This is a genomic window from Phenylobacterium composti DSM 19425 (assembly GCF_059568645.1).
Genome location: NZ_JCANTT010000017.1, coordinates 169950 through 185195 on the forward strand (window position 1 = coordinate 169950; position 15246 = coordinate 185195).

The 15246-nt window shown below is 69.2% G+C and carries 12 protein-coding genes and 1 tRNA gene; 4 read left to right on the plus strand and 9 right to left on the minus strand.

Translation table 11 applies throughout. The features are described from left to right. The first annotated feature begins 75 nt into the window (after window positions 1–75). Complete coding sequence (locus BO64_RS13555; RefSeq protein ID WP_496403832.1) at window positions 76–1155, plus strand: PA0069 family radical SAM protein; 1080 nt, start codon at window positions 76–78, stop codon at window positions 1153–1155. Here the strand turns inward: BO64_RS13555 and BO64_RS13560 are convergent. Both BO64_RS13560 and BO64_RS13565 read right to left on the minus strand, forming a co-directional pair. Beyond that, complete coding sequence (locus BO64_RS13560; protein WP_496403833.1) at window positions 1152–2159, minus strand: LLM class flavin-dependent oxidoreductase; 1008 nt, start codon at window positions 2157–2159, stop codon at window positions 1152–1154. The genes BO64_RS13555 and BO64_RS13560 overlap by 4 nt on opposite strands. A 20-nt stretch (window positions 2160–2179) precedes the next feature. After that, a complete protein-coding gene (locus BO64_RS13565) occupies window positions 2180–3412 on the minus strand; it encodes a class I SAM-dependent RNA methyltransferase (RefSeq protein ID WP_496403877.1) in 1233 nt (410 codons plus the stop codon). Between the two features lie 191 nt (window positions 3413–3603). On the opposite strand from BO64_RS13565, the gene BO64_RS13570 reads away from it, so the two are divergent. Continuing rightward, window positions 3604–4194 carry a hypothetical protein gene (locus BO64_RS13570; RefSeq protein WP_496403834.1) on the plus strand — a complete coding sequence of 197 codons (591 nt, stop codon included), beginning with the start codon at window positions 3604–3606 and terminating at the stop codon, window positions 4192–4194. 41 nt (window positions 4195–4235) lie between these two features. On the opposite strand, the gene BO64_RS13575 is transcribed toward BO64_RS13570, so the two are convergent. From BO64_RS13575 to BO64_RS13600, 6 genes are all read right to left on the minus strand, one after another. After that, complete coding sequence (locus BO64_RS13575) at window positions 4236–4973, minus strand: TlyA family RNA methyltransferase (RefSeq protein ID WP_496403878.1); 738 nt, start codon at window positions 4971–4973, stop codon at window positions 4236–4238. Beyond that, window positions 4970–6730, minus strand: coding sequence for a class I adenylate-forming enzyme family protein (locus BO64_RS13580; RefSeq protein ID WP_496403835.1), 1761 nt, complete (start codon window positions 6728–6730; stop codon window positions 4970–4972). Before BO64_RS13580 ends, BO64_RS13575 begins: the two co-directional genes overlap by 4 nt. 94 nt (window positions 6731–6824) lie before the next feature. After that, window positions 6825–9491: a valine--tRNA ligase gene (locus BO64_RS13585; protein WP_496403836.1), complete on the minus strand. Its 2667-nt coding sequence runs from the start codon at window positions 9489–9491 to the stop codon at window positions 6825–6827. 148 nt (window positions 9492–9639) lie between these two features. Beyond that, window positions 9640–10197 carry a DUF2497 domain-containing protein gene (locus tag BO64_RS13590; RefSeq protein ID WP_496403837.1) on the minus strand — a complete coding sequence of 186 codons (558 nt, stop codon included), beginning with the start codon at window positions 10195–10197 and terminating at the stop codon, window positions 9640–9642. A 120-nt stretch (window positions 10198–10317) separates the two neighbouring features. Then, on the minus strand, window positions 10318–11853 hold the full coding sequence (locus tag BO64_RS13595; protein ID WP_496403838.1) for a TolC family outer membrane protein: 1536 nt from the start codon (window positions 11851–11853) through the stop codon (window positions 10318–10320). Between the two features lie 137 nt (window positions 11854–11990). Continuing rightward, entirely contained in the window at window positions 11991–12557 is a 567-nt protein-coding gene (locus tag BO64_RS13600; protein ID WP_496403839.1) for a protein-L-isoaspartate O-methyltransferase family protein, read from the minus strand. Window positions 12558–12723: 166 nt separating this feature from the next. On the opposite strand from BO64_RS13600, the gene BO64_RS13605 reads away from it, so the two are divergent. Continuing rightward, a tRNA-Cys gene (locus BO64_RS13605) sits at window positions 12724–12797 on the plus strand. 136 nt (window positions 12798–12933) lie between these two features. Then, window positions 12934–13836 (plus strand): tetratricopeptide repeat protein, encoded by a 903-nt coding sequence (locus tag BO64_RS13610; RefSeq protein ID WP_496403840.1) that lies wholly within the window; start codon window positions 12934–12936, stop codon window positions 13834–13836. A 45-nt stretch (window positions 13837–13881) separates the two neighbouring features. On the opposite strand, the gene BO64_RS13615 is transcribed toward BO64_RS13610, so the two are convergent. After that, window positions 13882–15108 (minus strand): mechanosensitive ion channel family protein, encoded by a 1227-nt coding sequence (locus tag BO64_RS13615; RefSeq protein ID WP_496403841.1) that lies wholly within the window; start codon window positions 15106–15108, stop codon window positions 13882–13884. Between the last annotated feature and the right edge of the window lie 138 nt (window positions 15109–15246).

A 15246-nucleotide genomic window follows, 5' to 3' on the forward strand; every position in this document is an offset into this window, starting at 1 on the left:
CGGACAAGCGCTGGCGTCGACGCAGGCGTCAATATGGTTCTTGTTTTGTTCTTGACGCGACGCTAGCTTTGACAGGTGAGCACCTTCCCCCAGCAACTGCGCGGGCGCGGCGCCCGCTCCAACGCCTCCGGCCGTTACGAGGAGCAGGTTCGCGAGGCGTTCGACGACGGCTGGACGTCGGACGACGAACAAGTCCCGCCGCTCCGGACCACCGTCGCGCCTGAAAAGGCCCGGGTCATCATCACCCGCAACGACAGCCCCGACGTGGGCTTCTCGGCCTCCATCAACCCCTATCGGGGCTGCGAGCACGGCTGCATCTACTGCTACGCCCGTCCTGCCCATGCCTACATGGGCCTCTCTCCGGGCCTCGACTTCGAATCCCGGCTGTTCTTCAAGCCCGAGGCGGCCCGCCTGCTGGAGGCTGAACTTTCGCGCCCCGGCTACCGGCCCGAGCTGATCCACATCGGCGGCAACACCGATCCCTATCAGCCCCAGGAACGAATTCTGCGAGTCACCCGCGCCGTGATCGAGGTGCTGGTCCGCTTCCGCCACCCCTTCTCGATCATCACCAAGTCGGCCCTGATCGTCCGCGACCTCGACCTGCTGGCCGAGGCGGCCAGGCTCAACCTGGTCCGCGCCGCCATCTCGGTGACCACCCTCGACCGGCGGCTGGCCCGTTCCATGGAGCCCAGGGCGGCGACCCCGGAGAAGCGCATGGACGCCATCCGCCGGCTCACCGGCGCGGGGGTGCCGGTCACCGTCATGTTCGCCCCCTGCATCCCCGGCCTCAACGACCACGAGATGGAGCAGGTGCTTGAACGGGCCGCCGCCGCAGGCGCCAGCGGTGCTGGCTATGTCGCCCTGCGCCTGCCGCTAGAGATCAAGGACCTCTTCCGGGAATGGCTGGAGACCGACCATCCGAACCGGGCCCGGCGGGTGATGTCGCTCGTCCGGCAGATGCGCCGCGGCAAGGACTACGACGCCCAGTGGGGCAGCCGCATGAAGGGGGAAGGCCCCATCGCCGAACTCATGGCCAAGCGCTTCGCGGCGGCCAAGGCGCGCTACGGCCTGGAGGCCCGCTGGGGCGCTCTCGACATGACGCTCTTCCGCGTGCCGCCCCGCCCGGGCGACCAGATCGACCTCTTCCGACCCTAGGCGGGCTCGCCGGCCAAGGCCTTCGTCGCCTCGGCGGCGATCTCGAACGAACGGACCCGGGCGGCGTGGTCGTAGATCTGGGCGGTGACAATCACTTCATCGGGACGATAGGTCTCCACGAACGCCCGCAGGCCCTCGCGCACCGTCTCCGGGCCGCCGACCACCGCCTTGGCCAGGGCGCCCTGCTCGCCCGGCGAGAGGCCGGCGGCGGCCAGCCGCTCGTCCATGTCATCCACCGGCGGCGGCAGGGGCGACGGCCGGCCGGTCCGCAGGTTCAGGAAAGCCTGCTGCAGCGAGGTGAACAGACGGCGGGCCTCCGCGTCGGTCTCGGCCGCCACCACATTCAGGCCCAGCATCAGGTAGGGCTCCGCCTGCCGCGGCGAGGGCCGGAACTTCGACCGGTAGATTTCGATGGCCTGTTCCATCTGGGCGGGCGCGAAGTGCGAGGCGAAGGCGTAGGGCAGTCCCAGCAGGGCCGCCAGTTCCGCCCCGAAGGTGCTTGAGCCCAGCATCCAGATCGGGACGTCCAACCCCGCCCCCGGCACGGCCCGGACCAGCTGGTTCGGCTGGGCGGGTTCGAAATAGGCCATCAGCTCGACCACGTCCTGGGGGAAGCGGTCCACGTCGCCCACCAGAGTCCGGCGCAGGGCCCGGGCGGTCATCTGGTCGGTCCCTGGTGCGCGTCCGACGCCCAGGTCGATCCGTCCGGGGAACAGGCTGGCCAGGGTGCCGAACTGCTCGGCGATCACCAGGGGTGCGTGGTTGGGCAGCATGATCCCGCCAGCGCCGACCCGGATGGTGCTGGTGCCGGCCGCCACATGGCCGATGACCACCGCCGTCGCCGCCGAGGCCACGCCGGGCATGTTGTGGTGCTCGGCCAGCCAGAAGCGCCGATAGCCCAGCCGCTCGGCATGGCGAGCGAGGTCCAGGCTGTTGCGGAACGACTGGGCGGCGTCCGAGCCTTCCAGAATGGGCGAGAGGTCGAGGACCGAGAGTGCAACCATGCGGCCAATATGGGGCCCGCTCAGCGCTGGAACACCCCCACCAATTCTACGTGCGGGGACCAGAGGAACTGATCCACCGGCAGGACCCGGTCCAGACGGAAACCCGCGTCGATCAGCATACGGGCGTCCCGGGCGAAGGTGGCCGGATTGCAGGAGACGCCGATCACCCGCGCCACCCCTGAGCGGGCAAGCTCCGCCGTCTGCTCGGCGGCCCCGGCGCGCGGCGGGTCGAAGACGGCCACGTCGGTCTTCTTCAGCTCCTCGGCCAGCACCGGCCGGCGCACCAGGTCCCGCGCCTCGGCGGTGACCGCCTTCAGGCCCGGCGCGCTGGCCAGGGCGGCGCTCAGGGCCCGTACCGCCTCCGGGGCGAAGTCCGCGGCATGCACCGGGGCGATTTCCGCCAAGCGGAAGGTGAAGGTGCCAACACCACAGTAAAGGTCGGCGATCCGGCTCGCCCCCTCCGCCGCAGCCGTCACGAAGGCGGTCATCGCCGCCTCCGCGCCGCGCGTGGCCTGCAGGAAAGCGCCCGGCGGCAGGGCCACGGTGGCAGGGCCCAGGCGGACCAGGGCGCTTCGGGCCTGATAGGCGACCTCGCCGGCCAGGGTCACCCGGGCGAAGTCGGCCTCGGCCGCCCGCTCCGCCAGCTGCATTCGGGCGTCTGCGGACAGGCCCCCGCTCTTCGCCTCGACCCCGGTGATCTCGATGTCGAGGCCGCTGTCGGTGAGGGTCACGTGCAGCGAGGGCGCCGATTTGGGATGCTCGAACAGCGGCGCGCCCAGCCGCTTCAGGGCCGGGATCGCCGCCTGGATCGCCGGGTCCGAGATCGGGCAGACGCCGATGTCCACCAGGTCCCAGGACTTGCGCGCCTTGTATCCCAGCCGGGCCGCCTCGCGCCCGCCCCGCCGCGCATGCATCGTCACTCGCCGGCGGGTGCCCGGCTCGGCGGCGTAGGCCGGAAGGATCTCAGTCTCGATGTGCTGGCGCGCCAGGGTCCCGGCCAGCCGCGCGACCTTCCAGGCCAGATAGGCCCCGTGGTCCCAGTGCTGCAGAGCGCAGCCGCCGCAGGTTCCGAAGTGGGGGCACGGCGGCTCGACCCGCTCCGGGCTCGGCGCCAGCACCTCCACGAGTTCTCGCCGCTCACCCTCGCCCCGCGCCTGCACCCGCTCACCCGGTAGGGTGAATGGCACGAACACCGGCCCGGCCGCTTGGCCGTCCCCCTCGCCGCCCATGGCCTCAATGTCGAGTTCGACAATGCGGCTCGACGAAACTTTCGGATCAGGTCGGCGGCGGCGCGGCATCATGCGCCTGCCTAAGCCCCCGCCACGCTTAAGCCAAGATGAACGAACATGAACGACATTCTCAACGTCCGTTCAGCTTGTGTAGCGCAGCTTCGCTTCCAACATGGCCCTCAAGGCCTGCGCAAGATTCGAGAGGGGTTTTCCGAATGTCCAAGCGTGTCACCATCGCCAAGGCGGGCCTCATCGCCGCCGCCGGCCTCATGGCCCTCAGCACCACCGCCGCCCAGGCGCAGCCCTACGGCTACAACGGCATGGGCTCTGGCGGCTACGCCTACGACCCCTGCAAGCGTGAGAAGACCACCCGCGGCACCGTCGGCGCGCTCATCGGCGGGACCATCGGCGCGGTGATCGGCTCCAATGCGGCGGCCCGCAACGCCCGGACAGAAGGCTCGCTCCTGGGCGGCGCGCTCGGCGCGGCGGTCGGCGCCGGCGTCGGCAATTCCAGCGCGGCCTGCACCTCCGGCCAGTATGTTCCGCCGCCTCCGCCGCCCCCGCCGGTCGAGACCAGCTACTATGGTCCCCGCGGCCCTCAGCATGACCGCGACGATTACGCTCCGGCCCGGGACGACTACGCCTACGACCGCCGTGGCGACCGCTATCGCGTGACCGGCGACGCCCCGGAAGCCGATGGCTGCACCCTCGCCGAGAGCCCGATCTACATGCCTGACGGCCGCACCCAGACGCGCTTCGTGCGGGTCTGCCGCGACAGCTCGGGACGCTACGCCGTCGTCGACTAACCCTTCCGCTCCCTAAGCATCTGTCTAGTGGCCGCCCGTCCCTATGCGGGCGGCCCTTTTTTTGCCCACAGCAGAAACTCCCAGTTGCCATCGCCGCCGGCCACGGGGCTGTCAGCCGTGGCCTGCACCGGCCACCCCGCCCCCTCCAGGAACGCCTTGACACCCTCCAAGGCATCGATGCGCGCCTGAGGATCGCTGACCACCCCTCCCTTGCCGACCCGATCCGGTCCCACCTCGAACTGGGGCTTTACGAGGGCAATGAGATCCGCGTCGTCCGCCGCCAAACCCAGAGCCGCCGGCAAGGCCTTCGCCAGGCCGATGAAGCTCACGTCGCTGACGATCAACTGGGGCGGCTCGGGCGCCAGCGCAGGGGTGAGGTCGCGGGCATCCGTGGCCTCGAGGCTGACCACACGCTCCTCCTCGCGCAGCCGCGGATGCAGCTGCCCGCGGCCGACATCCACGGCGTAGACCCGGGCGGCGCCTCGCCTAAGGCAGACCTCGGTAAAACCGCCTGTCGACGCCCCCACGTCGAGGACGATGCGCCCCGCCACCTCCACCGGCCACATTTCCAGGGCGTGCACGAGCTTCAGGGCGCCGCGGCCCACCCAGGGGTGCGCCGCACGGGCCTCGATCGCCGCCGCCTCGTCCAGCAGTTCGGACGCCTTTCCAACCGGACGTCCGTCAGCCGTCACCCCGCCCGCCTCGATCGCCGCACGCGCCTTTGCGCGGCTCTCGAAGAGACCGCGCTCAACCAGCAGGACGTCGGCGCGTTTCCTCAGGCTGCAGCCTCGTCGGCGAACAGCTTCTTCAGCTCGTTCTTGAGGATCTTGCCGTTCGGATTACGCGGCAGGGTCTCGGGCCAGAACTTCACCGCCACCGGCACCTTGAAGGCGGCCAGCCGCTCGGCCACGTGGGCGCGCAGCTCGTCCTCGGTGGCGTGAGCCCCGGGCTTGAGCGTCACCACCGCCGCCGGCTCCTCGCCAAGGGTCCTATGCGGCACGCCGATGACGGCGGCGTCCATCACCGCCGGGTGGTCGTAGAGGACGTTCTCCACCTCGACGCAGTAGATGTTCTCACCGCCCCGGATGAGCATGTCCTTGGCGCGGTCGATGATGTAGCAGAAGCCCTCCTCGTCCATCCGCGCCAGGTCGCCGGTGCGCACCCAGCCGTCGACGAAGGTCGTCGCCGTGGCTTCGGGCTTGTTCCAGTAGAGCCTGCAGTTCATGGGCCCGAACGACCAGAGCTCGCCCACCTGGCCCGGCGGGAGCACCGTCTTTCCGTCGTTCGGATCGCGAATCTGGATCTCGGCCACCGCCGCAGCCACGCCGCAACTGTCAGGCCGGTTGATGTAGTCCTCGCCCGAGTTGGACGTCACGGTGGCGCACGTCTCGGTCATGCCCCAGCCTTGGCCGGGCTGCGACTTCGGGAACGTCTCGCGGAGCCGCCGCACCAGTTCCGGCGCCGACGGCGCGCCGCCGTAGGAGACGCTCTCCAGGGAGGACAGGTCGAAGTCCTTACGCGCCGGGTGTTCGATGAGCTGCCAGGCGATGGTCGGCACGCCGCCCGCCACCATGATCCGCTCGCGTTCGATAAGCTCGAAGGCGCGGATGACGTCCCACTTGTACATCATCACCAGCTTGCCGCCGGAGAACAGCGTGGGGTTCAGGACCGCGAAACAGCCGGTGACATGGAAGAACGGCACCGAGATCAGCGCCGAGCGCTGGGGCGCGTTGGGATCGGCCTCGGGCGGCGCCTCGCCGCGGCGCAGGAAACCCCGGGCGGTGGCGGCTGCGGCTGTCAGGATGTTGGTGTTGACGGCCCGCTGGGTGGCCAGAGCGCCCTTGGGACGGCCGGTGGTGCCCGAGGTGTAGAAGATGGTCGCGTCGTCATCCGGCGCGATGTCGACCGGCGGCAGCGGCTGATCAGGCAGGTTGGCCCAATCGTTGGGAGCGCCGAGCACGCCCTCAAGCTGGGTGACGTAGGGGTGCGCCACCTCTTCGTCGCCCAGACGGCTCACATAGACCCGGACGAGGTCGGGACAGTTGTCGAAATGCTCGCGGAGGCGCTCATAGCGCTCGGCGTCCATGACCGCGACCTTGGTCCCCGAATCGGTCAGGCCGTACTCCAGCTCCGGCCCGGTCCACCAGGCGTTCAGGGGCGTGACGATCGCGCCGATGGCTGCGCCGGCGTAGAAGGCGACCACCCACTCCGGCAGGTTGCGCATGATGACCGCAACCCGGTCGCCCTTGCCGACGCCCTGAGCCTGGAACTCCCGGGCCAGCGCCGAGACCGCCCGGTAGAAGGCTTCGAAGCTGACGCGCTCGTCCTCATAGACGAGGAAGATCTTCTCGCCGTGGGCGCGGCTGGCCTCCACCACGGACCTTAGCGACGGCGGCAGGTTCTTCCAGACCTTGGTCCGCACGCCCCGGATCTCGACCTCCTCGATCTCCAGCGCCGTTCCGGGCTGGGTAAGAAGGGCGTGGGCCTGCTGGATCGACATGGCGGGCCAGCCGGGCGGCAGGACGAACTCGGACATGCGGCGTTTCTCCTGGCGTGCGCAGGTCTCATCGCCTGCGCTTTCTCCAGGTGAACAACCATAACCCAGCGCCGGAGGCAAACCGGCGACAGCGTTACGCGACCGCGCCGAGCCGTGCGAGGGCGCCTTCCAGCTTGGCCCTTGCCGCTTCCGCCTCGGCGAGGCGCTCGCGGTTTTCTTCGACCACCTCTTCCGGAGCCCGAGCGACGAAGTCCGGATTGCCGAGCTTCTTCGCCGTCTTCTCGATCTCGGCGGTCAGACTGGCCACCTCCTTGGCGAGACGCGCGCGCTCGACGGCCAGGTCGATGAACTCGGCCACCGGCAGGGCAAGGGTTGCGCCGTCCACCACGTAGGGAATCGCCCCGTCGGGCGCGGCCTCCACGAAGCGGACCTCGGCCACCCGCAGAAGCTGTCCGATCAGCGGCCCAGCCGCTTCCAGCACCTTGCGCTGGGTTTCGCTCGCCTCAACGACGAGGAGCGGCGGACGCGCCGAAGGCGGCACGTTGAGCTCGGCCCGAACCGAACGCCCTTCGGAGATCGTCTTGATGATCAGGCCGATCTCGGCGTCGGCGGCGGCGTCGATCAGGCTCTCAGGCAGCTCCGGCCAGGAGGCGGTCATCAGGAAGCCCTTGTGGGTCCGAGGCGCGCCAAGGTCGGCGGTCTTTTCCCAGAGCTCCTCGGTGATGAACGGCATCACCGGGTGCAGCAGGGTCAGGATGACGTCCAGCACCCAGGCGGCGGTCGCACGGGTTTCGGCCTTGGCCGCCGCGTCCTCGCCGTTCAGCAGCGGCTTGGCCAGTTCCACGTACCAGTCGCAGAACTGGTTCCAGATAAAGCGATAGAGCGCCGCGGCGGCCTCGTCGAAGCCGCAATCCGCCAGCGCCTCGGTGACCGCACGGGCGGTCCGCACCGTCTCGCCGACCACCCAGCGGTTCAGGGGCGCCTTCACCTGGGCAGGATCGAAGCCCTCTGCGCGCGCACAGCCGTTCATCAGGCAGAAGCGGGTGGCGTTCCACAGCTTCGTGCCGAAATTGCGATACCCCTCAATGCGTTGCCGCGACAGCTTGATGTCCCGCGCCTGACCCGACATCGCCGTCAGAGTGAACCGCAGGGCGTCGGCGCCGAAGTCGTCGATCAGGTCCAGGGGGTCCATGACGTTGCCCTTGGACTTGGACATCTTCGCGCCGGAGGCGTCGCGAACCAGGGCGTTGATGAAGACCCGCTTGAACGGGATCTCGTCCATGAAGTGCAGGCCCTGCATCATCATCCGGGCGACCCAGAAGAAGATGATGTCAAAGCCGGTCACCAGGGTGTGCGTGGGGTAGAACCGGCGCAGATCCTCGGTCTGCTCCGGCCAGCCGAGGGTCGAGAAGGGCCAGAGCGCCGAGGAGAACCAGGTGTCGAGGACGTCCTCGTCCTGCTTCAGCTCCACGTCCTCGCCATAGGCTTCGCGAGCCTGCCGCCGAGCCTCTTCCTCGGTTTCCTCGACGAACACCTTTCCGTCGGGCCCGAACCAGGCTGGGATGCGGTGGCCCCACCACAGCTGGCGCGAAACGCACCACGGCTGGATGTTCCGCATCCATTCGAAATAGGTCTTCTCCCAGGCCTTGGGGACGAAGACGGTATCGCCCTCCTCCACCGCCTTGATGGCGGGCTTGGCGAGGACGTCGGCCGCGACGTACCACTGGTCGGTCAGGTAGGGCTCGACGACGACGCCCGAACGGTCGCCGTGCGGGACGACGTGGCGGGTTTTTTCGATGCCCCGCAGGAGGCCTAGCGCTTCGATGTCCGACACGATCTTTGACCGGGCCGCGAAGCGGTCGAGACCGCGGTACTCGGGGGGCGCGTTCTCGTTGATGCGCGCGAAGTCGTCGAAGACGTTGATCATCGGCAGGCTGTGGCGCTTGCCGACGGCGAAGTCGTTGAAATCGTGGGCCGGGGTGATCTTCACCGCGCCCGAGCCCTTCTCAGGATCCGGGTACTCGTCGGCGATGATCGGGATCAGCCGGTCGACGAGCGGCAGTCGGACAAACTTGCCGATCAGGTGCTGATAGCGCTCGTCGCTGGGGTGGACCGCCACGGCGGTGTCGCCGAGCATGGTCTCGGGGCGCGTGGTGGCCACCACAATCTCCCCAGAGCCGTCCTCCAGCGGATAGGCGAAGTGCCAGTAGTGGCCGTCGACCTCGCGCTGCTCGACCTCAAGGTCGGAAATCGCGGTCTGGAAGTGCGGATCCCAATTCACCAGCCGCTTGTCGCGGTAGATGAGGCCCTGCTTGTAGAGGGTGACGAACACCTTGCGGACGGCGGCGCTGAGGCCCTCGTCCAGGGTGAAGCGCTCGCGGCTCCAGTCGCAGCTCGCGCCCAGACGGCGAAGCTGGTTGACGATGGTCCCACCCGACTTGGCCTTCCATTCCCAGACCTTGGCCACGAAGGCCTCGCGGCCCAGTTCGCGCCGGCCCAGGTTGCCCTCCTGCGCCAACTGGCGCTCGACGACCATCTGGGTGGCGATGCCGGCGTGGTCGGTCCCAGGCAGCCAGAGGGCGGCCTTGCCCCGCATCCGCTCGAAGCGGATCAGCACGTCCTGCAGGGTGTTATTCAGCGCGTGGCCGATGTGCAGCGACCCCGTCACGTTCGGCGGCGGGATGACGATGGAGAACGGCTCGGCGTTCGGATCGTCGGTCGGCGCAAAGGCGCCCGAGGCCTCCCAGGCGGCGTAGAGGCGCGGTTCGACGGTCTTAGGATCGAAGGTCTTTTCAAGCATGGCGATGTCCGGAGCGGTCCATACACACCCGCTCACCCCGGCGAAAGCCGGGAGACTGGATGAACGTCAAAGAGCGCCCGGCCAGCCCGGGCGCCCGTGAATGCTGCGAAGCCTCCGGCGGGGCCGGAAAGCGCGTCGCGTGGAAGGGTCAGCCTACTCGGCCGCGGGCGATGCGGGCGACTTCGGCCTCGACAGCCTCCTGCACGATGCGCGGCAGATTGTCGTCCAGCCACTGCTGCAGGAGCGGCTTCAGCAGTTCGCGGACCACGTCCTCAAGAGTGCGATCCTCGCGCGGCATGGCGATGGCGGCCGACAGCTGGCCGAAGGCCGAGGCCGCGGCGCTGGCGGCTCGCTCGCTGACCAGAGGCGCAATGGCGGCAGCAGCGGCAGCAGCCGGAGCGACAGGAGCCGGCGGCGGCTCGGTGGGCGCAAGCACATCGAGGTCGCCGACCGTTTCCACCTTCTGGGTCAGTTCCAGGGGCTCGTCCTCTTCCGGCAGCGACGCAGGCTGGAAAGCCGGCTCGGGCGCAGGCGCAATCACGGGCTCAGGGGCCGGCGGCGGCGCTTCGGCAAGGACAGGTTCCGGCGCAGGCTCGGGCGCGGGCGGCGGGGCCGTCTCGGCCGGAGCCTCGTCCTCCGAGATGATACGGCGGATGGAGGCGAGGATTTCCTCCATCGTGGGTTCCTGGGACGTCTGCTCGGACATGGACCTGCCGCCAATGAGGAATCTCAGATCGCGAGCCTAAGCGTACCTCGCCGATCCTGCAATTTCCGCTCGCGGGCCAACCGGCGGCTCCCTGGGGAAACCGCCGGGAACGGCGGATGATCAGCGCGGCTCGGCGGCGGGGGCCGCCTCGAGGCCGGGACCGATCGGCGCTTCCACCGGCTTGGCCTCCGGGCTCGGCGCCGGCCAGGGGGTGAGGAAATGATCGATGATACCGATCGGCTCTTCCCACGGCACCCAGCCCCAGGTGATGCGCAGCTTCCGGAAGTTCCGGCTCGGATCGTACAGCGGCGCCGAGGGCGTCAGATTCTTGGCTTCCAGCCGGCCCATCTGCGAGAGCACGGTGGCCGAGGCCACGAATTCGTCCCGGCGGGCGGTGACCTGGTTCAGCTCGGCCTGGCGCAGCTCCTGCTCGGCGTTCAGCACGTCGATGGTGGTGCGCAGCCCCACCTGCTGCTCCTGGCGCGTGCCTTCGGCGGCGATGCGGGCCGCCTTCACCTGCTCTTCGCTGGAGGCGATGTTGGCGCGGGCGGCGATCAGCTGGCTCCAGGCCGCAGTGATCCCCTGCAGCACGTCGCGACGGACGATCTCGGTGCTCAGCCGGTCATAATTGTTGCGCTCCACCGCCTGACGGACGCGCGAGGAGATCAGGCCGCCGGAGAACAGCGGAACGGTGACGTTCACGCTGGCGGTGGACTCCCGGTTGAAGAGGCCCCGTTCGAAGGGATCGTTCGGCGGCTCGGGCACGGCCGGGCCGTTGAAGCTCATGGTCGCCTGGGCGGTGACGTTCGGCAGCCGCTCGGCGCGGGCGCCGGCCACCCGGGCGCGGCTGGCCTGCTCGGTGAACTGCTGGGCCCGGAGCTGCGGATTGTTCTCCTCGGCCACGGCGAAGGCCTGGTCGGGATCGCTGGGCAGCAGGTAGGCCAGGGACGGCTCGGGCGCGAGTTCACCCGGGTTCTGCCCGACGATCTCGCCATAGTTGGCGCGGCTGATGGCCAGCTGGGCCTCCGCCTGCTGAAGCAGGGCCTGAGCCTGGGCCAGCCGGGCCTGCGACTGGGCGACGTCGGTGCGGGTCACCTCGCCCACATCGAAGCGCGCCTGGGATTCCTCAAGCTGCCGGGTCAGAACCTTGACGTTCTCCTGCCGGATGGCGAGGGCCGCCTGGTCGCGACGGACGTCGGCGTACGCCTGCAGCACCTGACCGAGGATCTGGGCCTCGATGCGGCGCAGGTTCTCACGCCCCGCGAGGACCTCAGCATGGGCGGCTGAAACGCTGGCGGCGACGCGACCGCCGGTCCACAGCGGCTGCGAGAAGGTCACCGCCGCCCGGGCGCTGTTGCTTTCCTGGATGGTGTCGCGAAGCACCGGGTTGATGATCGCCCGGGGAGACCGATCCTCGGCCCAGCCCGCGCCGGCGCTGAGGGACAGGGTCGGACGCCAGCCCGTGCGCGCCTGGACGTAGCTTTCGTCGAGGGCCCGCTGCGCCGCCCGCTGCGCCTGCAGGGTCGGGTTGTTCTCGTAGGCCATCGCGATGGCTTCGGCCAGGGTCTCGGCCGAGGCGGGATTCGCGACGACCGCGCAGCCCAGCCCCGCACTGAAGATCGCAGCCAGCAGCCGGCCGCGGGCAGTCATCGACATTCGAAATCCCCGATCGTGCGAGAGACGCTTCGCCCTATATGCTGTCGTGTGCCGCGCGGACCAAGCGGCGTCACCTTAAGCTTTTTTCACCCCCTACCGTTTCTGAGCGGTTTCAAGGGTGTTGCAAGGCGTGGCCTTTAGAAGGCGAAGCCGCGCTCCGCTTCGAAGCCAGCTAGCACCGGCGGGGTGGCGTCGAACAGTTCGCGGCGGCCCACGCCATCCTCGGCGCGCAGATAGAGCACGGCCTTGCCCACCGGGCCGTCCCGCTCGATCACCGCCAGGCGGCCGTTCATCGCCAGGGCGTCGATCCAGGCCTGAGGCGCACGGGCGACGGCGCCTTCGCAGATGATGAGATCGAATTCGCCAGCCGGCGGCTGCTTCAGATTTTCATCGAGGCGGACGACCTCAAGCCCCAGAATTTCCAGCACGGCCCCGGCATAGGGCGCGGCGATGGCCAGGGCGCGTTCACCGGGCATCGGCCGGGCTTCCTGCAGGAGCTTGGCCACGTCGCGCGGCTTCAGGAGCCAGCGCCCCGGGGCGTATTCCACGTCCAGATCGGCGTAAGCCAAATAGGCTTTGCCCTCGGGCACGAAGCGCTCGCGCGGCAGTTCCCGCATGGCGTCGTGCAGGCGCACGTCGGTCACGTCCTGCGTACGCACCTGGCTTTCCACCATGTTCAGGCGGGCGGCGGCGAAGTCGGCCATCGAATCCCTCGGATACGCGAGAAGGTAAGCGTCTAGGCCGCGGCTTATAGGCTTCAGCCTGCGAAACGCAATTGCGGCGCCTCACGGACGTTGCTCCGGAGAAAACCTTCTGGTAGCCCTCGCGCCCTCCACACGAGCCCGGCGCCTGTTCGCCGCGCTCTCCGGCGGCCTGATGGCGGAGTGGTGACGCAGCGGACTGCAAATCCGCGAACCCGGGTTCGATTCCCGGTCAGGCCTCCAACTTCTTCCGGCACGCACCTTGGTTGTGGCCCGCGGAGAAGCAGGCCGTCACTCGCTGTCGCTCTTGCCTCTGGCGCCGCTCAGACTGTTGTGGCCGAGCCTTCCCGGCCCTGCGGGAGAACGATAGGCTGGCGCCATGGTGACGCTGCTCGAAGCCTTTTACCTCTACCTCGAAGCTGGGCGGGCAGAAGACGCCGACGCCATCGCCGAACGCGGCATGGCGGCAGAGCCGGAGAGCCAGCAGTGGCGATTCCGGGTCGCCCAGACGAGATTGGCCCTGGGCGACTACGAACGGGGCTGGCCGCTGTACGAGGCGCGGCGATGGGCCTTCGAGCCGATCAATGTCCCGCCCTTCAATTTCCCTGAATGGCGCGGCGAGCCGATCGAGAGGCTGCTGGTCTGGTACGAGCAGGGATTCGGCGACCAGATCATGTTCGCGCGATGGATTCCGGTGCTGGAAGCACGCGGGATCGCCGTGCGCTTCGCCTGCCGTCCTCCGCTGGCCCGCCTGTTCCGCGCGGCAGGCCTGGACGCCTATCCCATTCCGGGCGCGAGCCAGATTCCCGCGTGTGACGCCTGGTGTCTCGTCGGGTCCCTGCCGATGATTCTGGGCGGGCTGCCCCCGCCCATCCCGCTGGCCGGCGGCGAGGGGCGGGGCGTCGGCTTTGTCGGCGCAGGACGACCGACCCACCCGAATGACGCGAACCGTTCGATGCCGCCGGACATCATCGAGGAGATGCGGGCGCATACCGTCAGCCTTGCGCCGGAAGATACGGGGGCGGAGGACTTCGAGGCGACCCGGCGCATCATCGCGGGCCTGGAGCGGGTGGTGACCGTCGATACCGCGATGGCTCACCTGGCGGGGTCCATGGGAAAGCCGACAACCGTGATCGTGCCCAAAATCCGCACGGACTGGCGCTGGGGTCGGCAGGGCGAGCGGACGCCCTGGTATCCGAGCATCCGCATCATCCGCCTTGCGTCGCAGGACGCGGACGGCTGGCGAGAGGCCCTCCGGCAGGCTCTCCCCGTAGCGGCCTAACCGCCAGGCTCCCTCCCCGCCCCTGGCGAGCCAAGGCCGCGCCGATCAGGCCGCCCGCAGGGCCGCCAGGTCGGCACCGGCGGGCGCCTGGAACACCCGCAGGCCGAACTCGGGCAGGATCGCGTAGAGGTGGTCGAAGATGTCGGCCTGGATGCCCTCGTATTCCGTCCAGACCGTGGTCGCTGTGAAGCAGTAAACCTCCATCGGCAGCCCCTCGGGGGTCGGCTGGAGCTGGCGGACCATCAGCGTCATGTCCTTGGCGATCCGCGGATGGGCCTGGAGATAGGCCTGCACATAGGCCCGGAAGGTGCCGAGGTTGGTCACCCGCCGGGTGTTCACTGGGTCGCGCCCCTGGGCCAGGAGCTCGGCGTTCCAGGCATCGATCTCGGCCTGTTTGCGATCAAGATAGGGATCGAGGAGCGCGAACCGCCGCAGGGCCTGACGCTCGGCGTCGGTGAGGAAGCGCACGCTGGTCTGGTCGATCATCAGGCTGCGCTTGATGCGTCGGCCGCCCGCCTGGCGCATGCCGCGCCAGTTCTTGAAGGAATCCGAGATCAGCCGCTGGGTCGGGATAGTGGTGATGGTCTTGTCCCAGTTCTGAACCTTCACCGTGTGCAGGGAGATGTCGATGACGTCGCCGTCGGCATTGAGCTGGGGCATCTCGATCCAGTCGCCCACCCGCAGCATGTCGTTCGAGGCCAGCTGCACCGACGCCACCAGGGACAGCAGGGTGTCCTTGAAGACCAGCATCAGCACCGCCGTCATCGCGCCGAGACCCGAGAGCAGCAGCAGCGGCGAACGTTCCATCAGCGCGGCGGCCATCAGCACCACGGCCGCGGCGTAGGCCAGGATCTTGACCACCTGCAGGTAGCCCTTGATGGGTCGGTTCGCGGCGGCCGGGCGGCGCTGGTAGATCTCGTTCAGCAGGTTCAGGGCCGCGCTTAGGGCCATGGCGCCCATCAGGATCACCGAGGCGCTGCAGACATTGCGGGCCACCGTCTCCACCGCCGGGGGCAGGTGCGGCACGAGCACGACCCCCTCGCTGACCACCACCGCCGGCAGGATGTTGGCCAGCCGCCGGGCGACCGGCAGGGCGTCCTCGCGGCTCACCTTCTGCGACAGGCCGTCCATGATGCGCGTCAGCACCCGCACGATCAGCGGCTTGAGCAGCATGTTGGCGGCGGTCGCGGCGGCCACCAGCAGGGCCAGGCCGATCAGGGTCTCAAGCCAGGGATAGGGCGCGACGACGGCGGTCAGGTCTTGGAAGGTCATGGCTCCGGAAGGTCGGCGCGGCCGTCCGGCCGCCAAGGGTCCGCGCAAGGCCTCTTCCGCGGCTCTGGCGCAGCGGTCAGGAAGCTCGGGCGGGATCGTATGGCCCGTCTTATGGCCCAGCCGGGGCGCGGAGGGCAA